10 protein-coding genes are annotated in these 16857 nt (G+C 69.8%); 5 read left to right on the top strand and 5 right to left on the bottom strand.

Annotated elements, in window-relative coordinates:
* Nucleotides 1–3 precede the first annotated feature (3 nt).
* Nucleotides 4–750 carry an MBL fold metallo-hydrolase gene (locus tag ACK8HH_RS01275; RefSeq protein ID WP_006897105.1) on the top strand — a complete coding sequence of 249 codons (747 nt, stop codon included), beginning with the start codon at nt 4–6 and terminating at the stop codon, nt 748–750.
* A 25-nt stretch (nt 751–775) separates the two neighbouring features.
* Here ACK8HH_RS01275 and ACK8HH_RS01270 read toward each other — a convergent pair whose 3' ends face one another.
* The 3 genes from ACK8HH_RS01270 to ACK8HH_RS01260 form a co-directional block, all read right to left on the bottom strand.
* Nucleotides 776–2272: a DEAD/DEAH box helicase gene (locus ACK8HH_RS01270; protein WP_006897106.1), complete on the bottom strand. Its 1497-nt coding sequence runs from the start codon at nt 2270–2272 to the stop codon at nt 776–778.
* A gap of 259 nt (nt 2273–2531) precedes the next feature.
* Nucleotides 2532–2987 (bottom strand): type II 3-dehydroquinate dehydratase, encoded by a 456-nt coding sequence (gene aroQ / locus ACK8HH_RS01265; protein WP_006897107.1) that lies wholly within the window; start codon nt 2985–2987, stop codon nt 2532–2534.
* A gap of 10 nt (nt 2988–2997) precedes the next feature.
* Nucleotides 2998–3486: an acyl-CoA thioesterase gene (locus ACK8HH_RS01260; RefSeq protein WP_231650338.1), complete on the bottom strand. Its 489-nt coding sequence runs from the start codon at nt 3484–3486 to the stop codon at nt 2998–3000.
* An 82-nt stretch (nt 3487–3568) separates the two neighbouring features.
* Here ACK8HH_RS01260 and thpD point away from each other — a divergent pair, with 82 nt between their 5' ends.
* From thpD to ACK8HH_RS01240, 4 genes are all read left to right on the top strand, one after another.
* On the top strand, nt 3569–4510 hold the full coding sequence (gene thpD, locus ACK8HH_RS01255) for an ectoine hydroxylase (protein ID WP_006897109.1): 942 nt from the start codon (nt 3569–3571) through the stop codon (nt 4508–4510).
* 88 nt (nt 4511–4598) lie between these two features.
* The gene (locus tag ACK8HH_RS01250; protein ID WP_278125786.1) at nt 4599–7919 is read left to right on the top strand and encodes an arabinosyltransferase domain-containing protein; all 3321 of its coding nucleotides are present in this window, start codon (nt 4599–4601) and stop codon (nt 7917–7919) included.
* A gap of 182 nt (nt 7920–8101) precedes the next feature.
* The gene (locus ACK8HH_RS01245; protein ID WP_006897111.1) at nt 8102–11437 is read left to right on the top strand and encodes an arabinosyltransferase domain-containing protein; all 3336 of its coding nucleotides are present in this window, start codon (nt 8102–8104) and stop codon (nt 11435–11437) included.
* Nucleotides 11434–14814 carry an arabinosyltransferase domain-containing protein gene (locus tag ACK8HH_RS01240; RefSeq protein ID WP_278125784.1) on the top strand — a complete coding sequence of 1127 codons (3381 nt, stop codon included), beginning with the start codon at nt 11434–11436 and terminating at the stop codon, nt 14812–14814. Before ACK8HH_RS01245 ends, ACK8HH_RS01240 begins: the two co-directional genes overlap by 4 nt.
* A gap of 61 nt (nt 14815–14875) precedes the next feature.
* Here the strand turns inward: ACK8HH_RS01240 and ACK8HH_RS01235 are convergent, their stop codons facing one another.
* On the bottom strand, nt 14876–15196 hold the full coding sequence (locus ACK8HH_RS01235) for a putative quinol monooxygenase (RefSeq protein ID WP_045539212.1): 321 nt from the start codon (nt 15194–15196) through the stop codon (nt 14876–14878).
* A gap of 148 nt (nt 15197–15344) precedes the next feature.
* A complete protein-coding gene (locus tag ACK8HH_RS01230) occupies nt 15345–16841 on the bottom strand; it encodes an MFS transporter (protein WP_278125781.1) in 1497 nt (498 codons plus the stop codon).
* Nucleotides 16842–16857 lie beyond the last annotated feature (16 nt).

The following is a 16857-nucleotide window of genomic DNA, read 5'->3' as shown; positions in this document are numbered from 1 at the left end:
CGCATGGCAGACCTCGACATCACCACCATCGACCACGGTTCGGCCAAGACGCACCTGGTGCACACGAAGTATGTGAACTGGGTGATCCTTCAGTCCGATGAGGGCGTCACGCTGGTGGACGGCGGGTATCCCGGTCACGCCGACGCGGTGGCCGAGTCGCTGCGCCGGGTGGGCAGCGACCTGTCGGAGGTTCATGCGGCCCTGCTGACCCACGCGCACATCGATCATCTGGGCGGGCTGGCGCGGATCGGCCGGACGCGATCGTTCCCGGTCTACGCCGACCCTGCGGAGGTGCCGCATGCGCGTCGTGAGTTCCTCGAGCAGGCGGACGCGTCGACCATCGCTCCGATCGCCTATCGTCCGCGGGTCCTCGGCTGGCTGCAGGGCGTGGTGCGCCTGGGCGCCCTCGACAAGTCCGGCATCGGCGACGCTCAGCCGCTCGGCGACCTCTCGCTGCTACCGGGCTCGCCGACCGCGGTGCCGACCCACGGGCACACCCGCGGGCACAGCGCCTTCCTCGCGGGCGACGGCGAGGTGCTGATCTCGGGCGACGCGCTGATCAGCGCTCACCCCACCACCAAACGCCGCGGACCGCAGTGCCTCGACCACGTCTTCACCCACGACGTCCCCGCGAACGAGGAATCCGTCGCGGCGCTGCGCGACCTCGACGCGGTGATCGTGATGCCCGGCCACGGCCCGATGCTGTGCGGCCGGGTCGCGACCTTCGTCGATCAGGCCCTGAGCCGATAGCCTCGGCCGGGCCCGAAGCGAACCGTCAGCCGCGCGGGGCACCCGCCGGGCGACTGGCGCGGCGACGACGGCGCGGGGCCGCCGAACCCGCATCGGACTTGGGCGTCGAGGACGTGTGGACCGCCTTGGCGGCCGGACGCGACGGCTGCGTCTCGCCGTGGCCCGCGCTGCCGGAACGCGGACGTCCCGAACCGCCGCGAGCCGAAGCACCCCGCCCCGAAGCACCCCGTCCCGAACCGCCGCGACGAGCACCGCCGCCGGATGCGGAACCGGAGCCCTGACCCGACCGGCGACGCCCCTGGCCGCCGCCCTGCCGCTGCGACTGCTGCGGCGCCACCGGCGGCGCCTCGCGGTACGGCGCACGCTCACCCACGAGTTCGTCGACGACATCCGACTTCGCCGTCACCTGCTGGCCGGGAACCTTGATCGCGGCCTTCTGCAGCAGCTTGCGGAGATCGCCCCACTGCTCGGGCAGGCAGATGGTGACCACGTCGCCCGCCGAGCCCGCACGCGCGGTGCGGCCCGAACGGTGCAGGTACGCCTTGTGCTCGGCCGGCGGATCCACGTGGACGACGAGTTCCACACCGTCGACGTGAACGCCGCGCGCCGCGACATCGGTCGCGACGAGGACCTTGGAGCCGTCCGGTGCGGCGAACGAGGCGAGGTTGCGGTCGCGCTGCGCCTGCGACAGGTTGCCGTGCAGATCGACGGCGGGCACGCCTTCGGCGGTCAGCTTCTTGGCCAGCTTCTTGGCCTGGTGCTTGGTGCGGGTGAACAGGATGCGCCGTCCGGTACCGGAGGCGAGCTCGCGAACCAACTCGGTCTTGTCGGCGGCCGAGCCGACGCGGAACACGTGATGGGTCATCTGCGCCACCGGCGAGGTCGCGTCCTCCAGCGAATGCGTCACCGGCGTGGAGAGGAATCGCTTCACCAGCTTGTCGACGCCGTTGTCGAGCGTCGCGGAGAACAGCATCCGCTGGCCGCCCGCGGGGGTGGCGGCCAGGATGCGGGTCACCACCGGAAGGAAGCCGAGGTCGGCCATGTGATCGGCCTCGTCGAGCACCGTGATCTGGACGTCGTCGAGACTGACGATGCGCTGTCGCATCAGGTCCTCGAGACGTCCGGGGCAGGCGACGACGATGTCGGCGCCCGCGCGCATCGCCGACTCCTGGCGGGTCTGCTTCACACCGCCGAACACGGTGGTGACGCGCAGGCCCACGGCCGAGGCCAGCGGCTCCATCGCGGTGGCGATCTGTGTGGCGAGTTCGCGGGTCGGCGACAGCACCAGTCCGGTCGGGCGGCCGGGCTTGCGGCGCACGCCGGCTCCGGCCAGGCGGGTCACCAGCGGCACGGAGAAGGCGAGAGTCTTACCGGAGCCGGTCTTGCCGCGGCCGAGGACGTCGCGGCCGGCGAGAGTGTCGGGGAGCGTGCGCTCCTGGATGGGGAACGCCTCGGCCTTGCCTTCGGCGGCGAGCGCGTCGGCGATGGGGGCGGGCACACCGAGATCGGCGAATGTGGTCATGGGGGTGGGAGCCTTTACATGCGGGCATCCGCGTACGGCACATAGGCGCCGCAGAGCGGATTCAGGTGGCGAACACGCGCGGCGGGCGCGTGTCGGTTCGCCGTATGAAAGTTCGACGCACCCGCGTTGGATCCGGGGTCTGCGTGGAGGCGTTCTACGACGCACGGCGCATTTGCGCCGAATGAACGAGCGTGCGCAGTAGCACGCTCCGACTCGTCCATCCTACGGCATCGGAACCGATAAGCGGTGAACGAGCAGCTCAGAGCCCCATGAGAGCGGCGATTCGGCGCACCGCGAACTCGTATCCGGCGGTTCCGCAGCCCACGATCACCCCCGCGGCGATCGGCGAGATGTACGAGTGCTGGCGGAACGGTTCGCGGGCGTGCACGTTGCTGATGTGCACTTCCACCACCGGCACCTCGGGCACCACGAGGGCGTCGGCCAGCGCGACTGAGGTGTGCGTCCATCCGCCGGGGTTGATGACGATGCCGCCGATCTCGCCGCGGGCGGCGTGGACGGCGTCGATCATCTCGCCCTCGTGGTTGGTCTGCAGCGCCCGGACCGTCAGGCCGAACTCGGCCGCGGTCCGGCGGGTCGACTCGACGACGTCTTCGAGGGTGTCCGCGCCGTAGACCTCTGGCTGACGCACCCCGAGCATGTTCAGGTTCGGGCCGTTGAGCAGCAGAATCGGCGGAGTCTCGGGGGCATCAGACATGGTTGGGACTCTACTCGGCACCGCCGTGCGCCGCCGTGGGCGACGGCTCCACCAGACCGCGCAGCGTCTGCGCGACCGACTCCGGCAGCGGGCGGGACCGCTCCGTCGCGGTGTCGACGTTCACGTACACCAGCCGCACCTCGCTGACCGGCTCCCCGCCCCTGCTCATCGCGAACCGCAAGGAGAAACTCGACCGGCCCACTGACAGGCACGTCACGTCCACGTCGATCACGTCGTCGAACTTCGCGGGCCGGGAGAAGGTGATCTCGGCTTTCACCACGGATGGGTCGAGGCCGTCGTCCAGCAGTCCGGGATACGGGTGGCCGATCGCGCGGAACCACTCGGTCATCGCCACATCGGCGAGTTCCATGTACCGCGCATTGAAGAGAAAGGTCTGCGTATCGGTCTCGTGATACCGAACGCGGTGCTGGTAGGCGATCAATCGTCGGTCCTTTCGCATCTCGGCGATGTGATGCTCTCCCGATACTGCCTCACCCACCGGCCGCCCGACTCTGGTAACGGTGGAGGAGGTCCATCACACGCGGGCCGGTCCGGCCCGCCGCTATTGGAGGGAGGATTCCTTGACTACCGCGCGGAGCACCCACGAGGCCGTCGACGACCGCTACCCCTCGCGGCTCGACGCCAGTGCCACCCACGACATCAACACCATTCCCCGGCCCGATCCGACGGTCTGGGGCGCCACCCCCGGTCCCTTCCCGGCGACGGCGCTCGCCGAGTACGAGCGCAAGGGGTTCCACATCGAAGACGGTCTGTTGACCCCGGCTCAGGTGCAGGAGTGCTGGTCGGAGTTCGACCGGATGACCGACGACGCCGACCTCGCCGACAGCGGACTGCTGATCCGTGAACGGGAGTCCGGGGCCATCCGGTCGATCTTCCGCGTCCACCGGGTCAGCCCGGTCTTCGAGGCCCTGGCCCGCACACCCCGGATCCTCGACCGCGCCCGCCAGATCCTGGGTTCGGAGGTCTACATCCACCAGTCGCGGATCAACGCGATGCCGGGCATGGCAGGCACGGGGTTCTACTGGCACTCCGACTTCGAGACCTGGCACGCCGAAGACGGCCTGCCGGCGCCGCGCACCGTGAGCCTGTCGATCGCGCTCACCGACAACTTCCCGTTCAACGGCGGCCTGATGCTCATGCCCGGCGCCCACCGGACGTTCGTGCCCTGCATCGGCGAGACGCCCGACGGCCATTTCCACGAGTCCCTGCAGGACCAGCGCGTCGGCGTCCCCTCGCCGAGCGCCATCACCGAGCTCGGATACGAACACGGCATCGAGCAGTTCACCGGCGCCGCCGGCGCCGGCCTCTTCTTCGACTCGAACTCGATGCACGCCTCCGGTAACAACATCTCGCCCTACCCGCGGGCGAATGTGTTCCTCGTGTTCAACAGTGTCGAGAACGCGCCCCGCGAACCGTACGGGGGCACCGCACCGCGGCCGGACTATCTCGCCGAGCGCGACGTGACTCCGCTGACCCCGCTGGCGGATTCACCGTTCGCGTGAGGAACGGCCGCCGGCCCGGATCGGGCCGGCGGTGCGCGCGGCGGCGGGGCGGCGGGCACCGCGAACCGCCGGGCTAGGATGACGACCTGTGCCAGCTTTCACCGTCCGACGCGCCCAGATAACCGCGATCGTCACCGGCGCACTGGGCGTCCTCCTGGCTCTGGCCACCCCGCTGCTCCCGGTGAAGCAGACTGTCGCGGAAGTGAGCTGGCCGCAGCACGGCGTCGTGGAATCGGTCTCGGCACCGCTGTTCTCCTACGCACCGATCAACCTGAGCGTCGACATTCCGTGCTCCGCGGTCGGCTCCCTGCCCGCCGGAAAGACGGTGCTGTTCTCGACGACCTCGCCCTCTGCGCCGAAGGCCACCGACCGCGGACTGTTCGTGCGGGTCACCGGCTCGGAGAACCCCAGCGTGGAGGTCGTCACCCGGAACATCCCGATTCTGTCGGCACCGTTGTCGCAGGTGCGCTCCAGTGCATGCGAACAGATCCGGGTCCGCGCCACCTCCGACGAGGTCAGCGCGGCCTTCACCGGCCTGCGCACCGCATCCGGCGAGCCCCTCGAGGCCGCGACCGGATCCGGCAACATCCCCGGCGGCGACCAGCGTCCGCAGGTCACCGGGCTGTTCACCCAGCTCACCGGCCCGGCGTCGACGCTCGACGGTCTCGATGCCCACATGGTGATCGATTCCCGCTACAGCACGGCGCCGACGATCACCAAGTGGATCGCCATCGTCGTCGGAGTGCTCTGCACGCTCATCTCGCTGGCCGCGTTGGCCCGGCTCGACGCCACCGACCGCCGCGGGCACCGCCGGATCTTCCCGGCACGCTGGTGGCGGCTGAACCCTCGCGACTACACCGTCATCGGGCTGCTGGCCGTCTGGCACATGATCGGGCCCAACACCTCCGACGACGGCTACCTCATGACGATGTCGAGGGTGGCCCAGAACAGCGACTACACCGCCAACTACTTCCGGTGGTTCGGCGCGCCCGAATCACCGTTCGGCTGGTACTACGAGGTCTTCGGTCTCCTCAGCCACGTGAGCGTCGCGAGCCCCTGGATGCGGCTGCCCGCCCTCGCCTGCGGGATCGTCAGCTGGCTCATCATCAGTCACGAGGTGATACCGCGGTTGGGACGCGCGGCACGCATCCGCCCCGCCGTGCCGTGGACCGCCGCCGCGGTCTTCCTGGTCGCCTGGTTCCCGTTCAACAACGGCCTGCGACCCGAGCCCATCATCTGCCTCGGCGCCCTGCTGACCTGGTGTTCGGTGGAACGCGCCATCGCCACCGGGAGGCTGCTCCCCGCCGCGGTGGCCTGCGCGGCCGGCGCGTTCAGCATCGCGGCCGGGCCCACCGGCGTGCTCGCGATCGCGGCCCTCGTCGCAGGTGCGCGCCCGATGTTCCTGGCCCTGCGCCGCCGCGCGATCGAGGTCGCCGCGCTCACCGGCCGCGGCCGGTTCCAGGCCTACGCCGCACTGCTCGCGCCGATCGCCGCCGCGGGCACCTTCGTGATCTTCGTGGTCTTCTCCAATCTCACGCTGCGCGCGTTCAGCGAGGCGTCGAAGATGAAGACCGCGCTCGGACCGTCACTGAACTGGTACAACGAGATCGATCGCTACTCGTCGCTGTTCGCGTTCTCCGCCGACGGCGGCATCGCCCGGCGCTTCGCGGTTCTGGCGATGGTGCTCGGCATGACGGTCGCCGGAGCGGTCCTCATCCGCAAGTCACGCATTCCCGGAACCGCTCTCGGACCCGCGCGGCGCATCGTCGGCATCACCTTCGGTTCGCTGCTGTTCCTCATGTTCACGCCTACCAAGTGGACGCATCACTTCGGCGTGTTCGCCGGACTGGCTGCCGCACTGGCCGCCCTCGCCACCATCGCCGCGAGCAGTCAAGCCACCCATTCGCGCCGCAATCGGACGATCTTCGGTGCGCTGGTCCTGTTCGTCGCCGCGCTCGCGATGACTGCACCGAACTCGTACTACTACGCCTCGGCGTGGGGTATGCCGTGGGGCGTCTCGCAGGTCATGGTCGCCGGCGTCCCGCTCGGCGACATCCTGCTCTACGCGGCTCTGGCGCTGCTCTGCCTGGCGTTGTGGTTCCACTTCCGCGAACCGTTCACCGGCACCGATCCGCACCCGGCTCCGCCCGCTCATCCGTCACGGCTGCGCCGCTCGGCCGGCGCCGCGACCCACATGATCGCCGCCGCCCCGCTCGGGATCGTCGCGGGCGTCCTGGTGGTCTTCCTCATCGCGACCGCCGCGATGGCGGGAGTCCGTCAGAGCGACTCCTTCTCGGTGCCGCGATCGAATTTCGCCGCCCTCGCCGGCCGTCCGTGTGCGATGGCCGACAAAGTCCTGGTGGAGACCGATCCGAGTCGCTTCCAGCTCACACCGGTCGACGCCTCACTGGCCGACCCGCTCGCCGGATCGCCGACGCACTCCGATTCCGACAACGGTCCGACCACCGGTTTCACGCCGGACGGCATCCCCGACGAGGTGGAGACGAAGGCCTCTTCGGGTTCGCTCGGAGTTCTGGCCCGGGACGCCGCCTACGACCCCGATCTGCTCATTGCGAACAGCGGGGGCACCGGCGGCGGCACCACCGAGACCGCGGGCGTCAACGGCAGCCACGCCCAGCTCCCGTTCGAGCTCGACCCCGCCCGCACGCCGGTGATGGGCAGCTACGACGCCGACGAGCAGACGCCGTCGTCGCTGACCTCGGGCTGGTACCGGCTGCCCGCCGACTACAAGAGCCGCCCGCTGATCACCCTGTCTGCCGCGGGCGTGTTCCCGTCGCGGAATCTGCGGCTGGAGTACACCGACGCCCGCCTGACGCCGGGGATCAAGGACGATGCGATCGAGTCGACGGGCTCGATCGGCCTCATCGACCCCGGACCGCGGCCCTCGTGGCGGAACGTGCGGATCGACACCGCGTCGCTGCCCGACGATCTGACCGCGGTCCGCATCGTCGCCACCGACAACGACCTCGCGAAGGACCATTTCATCGTGGTCACTCCGCCGCGACTGCCGGAGATGACGACGCTGCAGCAGACCGTCGGCAGCTCCGACCCCACGCACGTCGACTGGACCTCGGGTCTGGTGGTGCCGTGCCAGCGCCCGTTCGACTTCCACGCGGGCGTCGCCGAGATCCCCAAGTGGCGGGTCCGTCCCGGCGCCGACCTGGCCGCGGTGAGCGCATGGCAGGGAGCCCTGGGCGGCGGACCGCTCGGCTGGCTGGAGGTGTCGCAGCGCGCCGACACCGTCGCGACCTACCTGAGCGACGACATCGGCCGCGACTGGGGAGCTCTCGAACGCTATACGCCGTACGACGCCGCGGTGCCCGCCCAGATCGACTACAGCGAGAAGGTACGGAGCGGACTGTGGAGTCCCGCGCCGATCCGCTACTGACACCCGGAGCCGGATACGCGGGATCCTGACGAGACCAGAGGCGCCGAGAACAGAGGCGCCGAGAAGAGAGGTGACGAGGAACAGGCCACCACCGCACGGGACAAAGGGCGGATAACGGGCGGATGTGACGCCCCGCGGCACGTTTGGGCCGTTCCGAGCCCGGTCGACTAACGTCATAGGGCGTGCCAGACCCGACTCCCACTCCGCCGGACGCCGAGCCCGACCGTCCTTCGAGCCCGCTGACGGCGTCGACCGCGCGATGGGTCGCCATCGTGGCGGGCCTCATCGCCGTGGTGGCTGCGATCGTGACTCCGCTTCTGCCCGTGGCGACCACGTCGGCCACCATCTCTTGGCCGCAGGGACAGTCACTGAATCCCGACAACCCGTCTATCGTCGCGCCGCTCATCGCGCAGACCGCCCAGGACGTCGACATCACCCTCGACTGCCGCGTCCTCGCGCAGCTACCCGCAGGCAAGACCACCGTGCTGTCGACGATGCCGCCCGGCGCGCAGAAGGCCGCGAGCAAGGCCCTCACGGTCACCGCTACCGATTCCGCGGTGTCGGTTCTGTTCCGCAGCAATCTGGCCGCAGTCGCCGATCGGGGCGAGATCGCCTCGGGTCGATGCGAGCGTCTGCACATCTTCTCCTCCGCGACCGCGACGGGGGCGCAGTTCGTCGGTCTCGGTCCGGCGAAGATCCTCGAACCCGACACGCGCCCGCAGATCGACGGCCTGTTCACCTCGCTCACCGCCGCGCAGGTGAAGGCCGCAGGTGACGGAATCCGCTCCCGAATCGTCATCGACGACCGTTACGAGAGCCACGCCTCGGCGGCCAAGATCGCCGCGATGGTGATCGCCGTGCTCGCGACTCTCGTCGCACTGTTCGCACTCTGGTGCCTCGACCGCATCCACGGCCACACCGGCGCCCTCATCGCACGAAGCGGCTCCCGGCTGTCGCGACTGCGTCCCAAGGTCTACGACCTGGTCGTCAGCGGCGTGCTGCTGCTGTGGACCTTCCTCGGCGCCGGCGCTCCCGACGACGGTTACATCCTCAACATGGGCCGCACCGCGGGCGAGGCCGGCTACATGTCGAACTACTACCGGTTCTACGGCATCGCCGAGGCACCGTTCGACTGGTACTACAGTTTCCTCGCCCTGTGGGCGAAGGTCTCTCCGACCATCCTGTGGATGCACATTCCGCAGCTCGTCGCCGGCGTCGCGTCGTGGCTGATCCTCTCTCGCGTGGTGCTCCCCCACTTCGGCAAGGCCGTCGCGAGGAACGCATGGGCCGAGTGGACGGTCGGCGCGGTCTTCCTCGCCTTCTGGCTGCCCTTCTGCTCGGGTCTGCGCGGCGAGGCGATCATCGTCCTCGGTTCGCTGCTCACCTGGTGGGCCACCGAGTCGGCCATCACCCGCAGGCGGATCCTGCCCGCCGCACTCGCCGCGACCGTTGCCGGACTCACCCTCGCACTCGCGCCCCAGGGCGTGGTCGGTGTGGCGATCCTCCTCGTCGCCGCACGCCCGATGCTGCACGTTCTGATCGACCGCCGGCGCGAATCGGGACTGCTCGCACTCTTGGCTCCCATCGCCGCCGCCGGGACCGTCGTCGCCGTCGTCGTGTTCCGCGACCAGACGCTGATGACCGTGCTGGAGGCGATGAAGATCCGTTACCAGACGGGCCCCATCGTGCCGTGGCACCAGGAGTTCCTGCGCTATTACTTCCTGTCCGTCGGCACCCCCGACGGCGCGCTCGCCCGCCGGATCCCGGTACTGCTGACATTCGTCGCCGCGTTCCTGGTCGCCGCCGTGCTCCTGCGCCGAGGCGGCATCAAGGGCGTCGCCACCTCGCCCGCTTGGCGGATGATCGGCGCTTTCGGCGTCACCCTGATGCTGCTGTTCGGCACGCCCACCAAGTGGACGATCCAGTTCGGCGTGCTCACCGGTCTCGGATCGGCCCTCGCCGCGCTCGCGGCGATCGCGATCGCACAGAGCGGCGCCCGTTCGCTGCGGAATCTGTCCGCGCTGACCGCGGGACTGCTGTTCGCACTCGCCGCGGCGGCCGCGGGCACCAATGCCTGGCCGTACGCGTACAACCTGGGCATCCCGTGGTTCAACATCGCACCGGTGGCCGCCGGTTTCGAGGTCTCCACCATCCTGCTCGCGCTGGCCGTGGTGGCCGTCGCCGTCACCCTCTGGCTGCATCTGCGCAACGACTACATCGCCAACAAGGGGCTCGCCCATCACGCCGAGGGCGTCCCGGACAGCCCCGCCGACAAGCGCCGGATCGCCCTCGCGTCCACGCCGCTCCTGGTGATCGCCTCCCTGATGGTGGTGGCCACCATCCTGGCCTTCGGCCGCGCCGTGGTCATCCGTCACCCGGCGATGACCGTGGCCTCCAACAACGTCGACGCGCTGACCGGGAACACCTGCGGTATGGCCGATCAGGTTCTCGCCGAACCCGATCCCAACGCGAACATGCTGACCCCGGCCGGCGGCGCGTCGCCGACCGCCGCGCTCACCGGCGCCGATCCGGTCGGGTTCACCCCGGACGGCATCCCCGACGACCTCTCTCCGGACACCCGCAGTTCCCGCGCCGGTCAGATGCACGTGGGCGGTTCCACCTCCAAGCCCTTCGCCATCATCGGCGGTCTCGGCGCCGGCACCACCGGAGGCGTCGGCCCGAAGACGGTGAACGGCTCGACGGCGCTGCTGCCCTTCGGTCTCGATCCGAAGACCACCCCGGTGCTGGGCAGCTACGGGTACAACGCCAACGCACATCTGACGACCGGCTGGTACGAGCTCCCGGCGCGCGACGCGTCGCCGCTGATCGCCTTCGCCACCGCGGGCGCGGTCTCGACCATCGACGCCGACGGCGTGCCGACCTTCGGACAGAAGCTGGTGGTCCAGTTCGGCAAGAAGGGCCCGGGCGGCTCGTTCGTGCAAGTGGGCCCGGAGGTCGTTCCGATCGATCCCGGACCGGTGATTCCCAACCGGCCGTGGCGCAACCTGCGCGTTCCGATGACGCAGGTGCCGCCGCAGGCCGAGGTGATGCGCCTGGTGCTGGCCGACACCAACCTGGGCCCGATGCAATTCATCGGCATCACGCCGCCGCGCGCCCCCAAGTTGCAGACCCTGCAGGAGCTGGTCGGCTCCACCGCACCGGTGCTGATCGATTTCCCGGTGGCCGCGCACTTCCCGTGCCAGCGACCGCTGGCGATCCGGCACGGTGTGGCCGAGGTCCCCGACTGGCGCATCCTGCCCGACTACGTGACGGCCAACTCCCAGTCGAAGACCTGGATGGCCGCCAATTCGGGCGGTCTGCTCGCCGTCACCGAGGGCGCCACGTCGCAAGTCACCGTCCCGACGTATCTGCGCGACGACTGGCATCAGGACTGGGGCTCGCTGGAGAAGGAGTTCCCGCTCAGCCCGGGCGCGGTCCCCGCCGCCATCGTCACCGATCCGGTGCGCACCTGGGGCTGGACGCGAACCGGGTCGATCCGGGTGGAGCCGAGTAAATGACCGAGCGTGACGGGAATGAAGAAACGGTGACCGTGAACGATTCTCCGCAGACCGCCGAGGCCGGAGCGACCGGCCGCCTGCGTCGGCTGAAGACGCGCGACTACCGCAACGCCAAGCTGGTCGCCGCGGTGGCCGGTCTGCTCGGCTTCGTGCTCGCGGCGCTGACGCCCATCCTGCCGATCGATCAGAAGACGTCGGAGCTGCACTGGCCGCAGAACGACGCGGTCACCAACGTCACCGCGCCGATGGTCTCGTACGTCCCGACCTCGATGGACGTCTCCGTGCCGTGTTCACTGGCCCGGAGTCTGCCCGCCGACGGCGGCGTCCTGATGTCGACCGTGCCCAGGCAGGGACGTCAGGCCACCGCGCGCGGGTTGTTCGTCCGCGCCACCGACAAGTCGATCAGCATGATCGTGCGCGACGTGGTGCTGCTCTCGACTGACCGCGCCGCGGCGCAGAGCGACCCCGGCTGCCGCTTCGTGATGACGGGCGACGGCGACGGCGTCACCGCATCGATCGAGGGTGTCGCGCCCGGCGACAGCACGTCTTACCGCACCGACGATCCGGACATGCGGCCGCAGATCCTCGGAGTGTTCTCCGATCTGCCCCGTGACGTCTCACGCGACGGTCTGTCGTTGAACGCGACCGTCGACACCCGCTTCATCAACTCCCCCACGCCGCTCAAGCTGGCGGCGATCATCGTCGGCATCATCGCGACACTGTTGTCGTTGCTGGCGCTCGGGGTGCTCGACGCACGGGACGGCCGCGGGCACAAGCGGTTCCTCCCCGCCGGATGGTTCACCATCCGAGGCCCCGACGTCGCCGTCTTCCTCGTCCTGGCCGTGTGGTGGCTGATCGGCGGCAACACCTCCGACGACGGCTACAACATCACCGTCGCCCGGATCACGAGCGAGGCCGGCTACGCCGACAACTACTTCCGGTACTTCGGCGTCCCGCAGGACCCGTTCGGCTGGCACTTCCAAGTCCTGTCGTGGATGACGCACATCTCGGTCGCCACCCCCTGGCTGCGTCTGCCGAGCCTGCTGTTCGGTCTGCTCGGCTGGTGGCTCATCAGCCGGGAGGTGATCCCCCGGCTGGGTCGGTCGGTGCGCAACAGTTCGGCGGCCGTCTGGACCGGCGCGATGGTGTTCCTCACCATCTGGATGCCGTACAACAACGGCATCCGCCCGGAACCGGCCGAAGCCGTGGGCGCGCTGCTGACCTGGTGCTGCGTGGAGCGCGCGATCGCCACTCGGCGGCTGCTGCCCTACGCGATCGCCGCGATCGCCGCGGCCTTCACCCTGGCTCTCGCGCCGGGCGGTCTGATGGCGGCGGCCGCCCTGGTGGCGGGCCTGCGCGGGATCGTCAAGACGATCGTCGACCGGCGCAGGCGCGACGGACTGCTCCCGATGATCGCGCCGCTGCTGGCGGCGGGCACGGCCGTGCTGTTCATGATCTTCTACGCGCAGGCGCTCGCACCGCTGCTGGAGGGCAACAAGGTGGCGGGCGAGGTCGGCCCCACCGAACAGTGGTGGCAGGAACCGGTCCGCTACTACTACCTGATCCTGCAGACCGGCGACGGCACCTTCCCACGCCGCTTCGGCATCCTGATGATGATCCTGGCGCTGGTGATCGCGATCTTCCGGCTCGCGTCGAGGCGATCGCCGCAGGGCATCGCGCGGGCTCCGATGTGGAGGCTGGTCGCCGTCATCATCGGCACGATGTTCTTCACCTCCTTCACCCCGACCAAGTGGACGCACCATTTCGGCATCTACGCGGGTATCGGCGCGGCGCTCTGTGCGGGCGTGGCGGCGATGATGGCCCCGGCCCTGCTCCGTTCGCGGCGCAACCGCGCATTCTTCGCGTCGGCCGTGTTGCTGGTGACGGCGGTGTCGGCGGCGGGCACCAACATGTGGTGGTACGTCGGAAGCTACGGCGTTCCCTGGTGGGACCGCCCGGTGGCCCTGGGCGGGATCAAGCTGAGTTGGATCGTGCTCTTCTTCGCCGTTCTCACCGCCGCGGTGGGTCTGTGGTACCACTTCCGTGACGACTACGTCGACGACGCGACCCGCACCGGCACCGTCCGTACCGGCTTGGCTCGGTTCAAGTTCTCGCCGTTGCCGGTGATCGCCGGACTGCTGGTCGTCTTCATGCTCGGCTCCTTCGTCAAGGGCGCCTGGGTGCAGCGCGACAGCTGGTCGTGGGCCAAGTCGAATGTGCGCGCGCTCACCGGCGACGAGTGCGGGTTGGCCAACGACGTCCTCGTCGAGGACGATCCGAACGCCGCGATTCTGCATCCGGCGGCCGTCGACGGACATCCCGCGCCGACGCCGCGCGCGGCCCTCTCAGGCCAGAACGTCGGCTTCACTCGAGACGGCATCCCGGCCGGAACGTTCATCGATCCGCTGGAGGAGAAGGACGGAACCGACGAGGACACCGATCCGGCGACCGCACCCCCGACCGCCGGGGGCGGCGCCGCGACCGCGGACACCGCCGACAACGGCACGGACGACACCGAGCAGAATCCGGTGGGCGCCGAGCCGACGGCACCCACCAGCGCCGTCCGGCTGCCCTACGGGCTCGATCCGGCGACCACCCCGGTGCTCGGCAGCTACGGCTCGCCGGGTGTCAACTCGGTGACCACCGGCTGGTACGACCTCGGCTTCGAGGCGGGCCGCGCCCCGGCCGACAAACCGCTGCTGACCGTCGCCGCGGCGGGTTCGATCGAGGCGGTGAACGGCCTGGGCGCCCTCACCCCCGGACGGAAACTGACCGCACAGTTCGGCCGCCGGGAGGCGAACGGCCGGGTGACCCCGCTGGGCCGGGCGCTGACGCCGGTGGACGCGATGGAGCAGAAGTACTGGCGCAACATGCGGTTCGCGTTCGCCGACGCACCGCCGCGCGCCGATGTGGTCCGGCTCAGCGTGCTCGACGACGCCGCCGCGGTCAACGAATGGGTGGCGTTCACGCCGCCGCGCGTGCCCGCACTGCGCACCCTGAACGACGTCGTCGGGCGGACCGACCCGGTGTTCATCGACTGGATGCCGGGACTGGTGTTCCCGTGCCAGCGGCCGATGGCCGTCAGCTATGGAATTCTCGAGATCCCGGACTGGCGCATCATGCCCGACGCCGACGCCACCAAGCGCAACAGCCAGACCTGGTCGGCGGGCGTCAACGGCGGTCCGCTCGGCATCACCGACGGACTGCTCAAGGGCACGCTGGTGCCGACGTACCTGCGCAACAACTGGGGCCGCGACTGGGGCGGCCTGGAACGGTACGCGATGGTGGTCGACGCCGAGCCCGCCGAGATGGTTCACGGGTCGCATCAGGTGAGCGGACTGTACAACCCCGCGCCGATGCGCTCGAAGGGCTACTGAGGCTCCGCTCGGGAGAGTGGTGAGCAGCGGATCGGACCGGCAGCCGCGGGCCGCGGCGTTCTCAGTCGATCCGCAGCTCACCCATCTCGTCCCAGCCGTCGCCGTCGACCTGACGGGAGACGATCTTCGGGGTCGAGACGAGGTGCGGGCGCATCGCCTCCAATCCCGCGGCGAAGTGGTCGCTGGAGACGTGCGGGCCCGCTCCCTCGTCGGTGAAGGCCTCGACGAGCACGTACTCCGACGGATCGTCCAGGCTGCGCGACCACTCGAACCACAGGTTCCCCGGCTCGGCTCGCGTGGCCGCGGTGAATTCGGCCACCACCTCTGGGAACCGGTCGACGCTGTCGGGCTTGACCTGGAATTTGACGACGATGAAGTACATGCGGGTCCTGTCTGGAGTTGGGACGATTGCCGATCCCATTATCGGTCGTCCCGCCTGTACCGGCCACGGATCGCGGCGCCCGGAGGTCAACGGCAGTCGGTGCGCTTCTCGTGCCGGGCCAAGGTGAACAGGTCGATCGCGTCAATCGTCATGAGGGTGTTCCTTCCAGTCTCTTGTCGTTCGTATCGCCCTTCTCGTTCGCATCGCTGCGGTCACGCGCCGCGGCCTCCACGAGCGGCGTGACGGTGCGCGTCCGCCAAGGCGTGCGGCGCGGCAAGAGCACGATCGCCGCCACTGCCGCCAGGGCGAACAACCCGGCGGCCACAGCCAGCCCCAGGGCGTAGCCGCCACTCACCGCCACGGGGTCGACCGACGTCCCCGATCGGTGCGCTGCGATGGTGGCGAGGGCTGCCACTCCGACTGCACCGCCCAGTGGCCTGGAACTGTTCATGAGTCCGGAGGCCATGCCCGCCTCGTGCGGAGCGACGCCGGTTGTCGCGGCGGTCGCGACCGGCGCCAGGACCAGGCCGACACCGACGCTGGTGAGGATCGACGGGCCGAGCACATCGACCATGAAGCTGCCACCTGGATCGATCGTGGCGAACCAGCAGAGTCCGGCCGCCGCCACCACTGCCCCCGGCACCAGCGCGGTTCGCGGCGAGTGCGCCGCCGTGATGCGGACGGCGACGACGGTCCCGGCGATCAGTCCGGCCGTGAAGGGCAGGAACGCCACTCCTGTGGTCCCCGCGCTCAGGCCGAGGATGTTCTGCATGTACAGCGATACGAGATAGAACGCCGCGAACTGCCCGGCAGCTGCCAGGAAGACGATGATGTTCGCGCCCGAGACCCACCGGTCGGCGAGCAGACCCGGACGCAGCAGCGGTGCGGCAGACTTCGCCTCGATCACGATCAGACCCGCCAGGAGCAGCCCCGCGGTGGCCAGCGTCGCGATCGTGATCGCTGATCCCCAGCCGACGGTGTCGGCGCGCACGACGCCGAGCACCAGAAGTACGGCAACGGCGGTCGCGGCGAGCGCGCCCGGCCAATCGAGCCGCTGACCCCGTGCGGACGATTCTCCGGCAGGCACCCCGAGCGGGATGAGCGCGAGCGCCGTCATCACGATCGGAATGTTGACCAGCATGACCCAGCGCCAGCCGGCGTACTCGGTCAAGAGTCCGCCCGCGAGCACCCCCAGCGCGCCGCCGGCCGCATTGACCGCACTCCAGACCCCGAGGGCCCGCACCCGGGCCCTGCCCTCGGGAAACGTAGCGGTGAGCATCGCCAGTGCCGACGGTGCCACCGCCGCGGCACCGAGGCCCTGACCGGCACGGGCCGCGATCAACTGCCACGGCGCGTGCGCCGCGCCGCCGGCAAGGGAGCAGACGCCGAACACGATCAGTCCCGCGACGAAGACCCGGCGGCGGCCGTAGAGGTCGCAGGCGCGTCCGCCCAGCAGCAACAGTCCGCCGAAGACCAGGGCATACACGTGCACCACCCACGACAGATCGAGCGGAGCGAAACCCAGGTCGAGCCCGATGGTCGGGAGCGCGACGGTGACGACGGACATGTCCAGAGCGACGATGAACTGAGCGAAGCAGGCCGCGGCGAGCACCACCGTCGGCTTCCCGATCCTGTTTTTGTACATGTATAAAAACTAACGG

The organism is Gordonia sp. LUNF6 (assembly GCF_047041125.1).
Taxonomy (GTDB): Bacteria; Actinomycetota; Actinomycetes; order Mycobacteriales; family Mycobacteriaceae; genus Gordonia; species Gordonia sihwensis.
This window is presented reverse-complemented; position numbering and strand designations above follow the sequence as displayed.

What these genes read in the sequence shown, in the direction of transcription:
- aroQ (WP_006897107.1), bottom strand. Translation starts at nt 2,987, where the DNA reads ATGTCTGATGCCCCCGAGACTCCGCCGATTCTGCTGCTCAACGGCCCG.
- ACK8HH_RS01235 (WP_045539212.1), bottom strand. Translation starts at nt 15,196, where the DNA reads ATGTACTTCATCGTCGTCAAATTCCAGGTCAAGCCCGACAGCGTCGAC.
- ACK8HH_RS01270 (WP_006897106.1), bottom strand. Translation starts at nt 2,272, where the DNA reads ATGACCACATTCGCCGATCTCGGTGTGCCCGCCCCCATCGCCGACGCG.
- ACK8HH_RS01275 (WP_006897105.1), top strand. Translation starts at nt 4, where the DNA reads ATGGCAGACCTCGACATCACCACCATCGACCACGGTTCGGCCAAGACG.
- ACK8HH_RS01230 (WP_278125781.1), bottom strand. Translation starts at nt 16,841, where the DNA reads ATGTACAAAAACAGGATCGGGAAGCCGACGGTGGTGCTCGCCGCGGCC.
- ACK8HH_RS01240 (WP_278125784.1), top strand. Translation starts at nt 11,434, where the DNA reads ATGACCGAGCGTGACGGGAATGAAGAAACGGTGACCGTGAACGATTCT.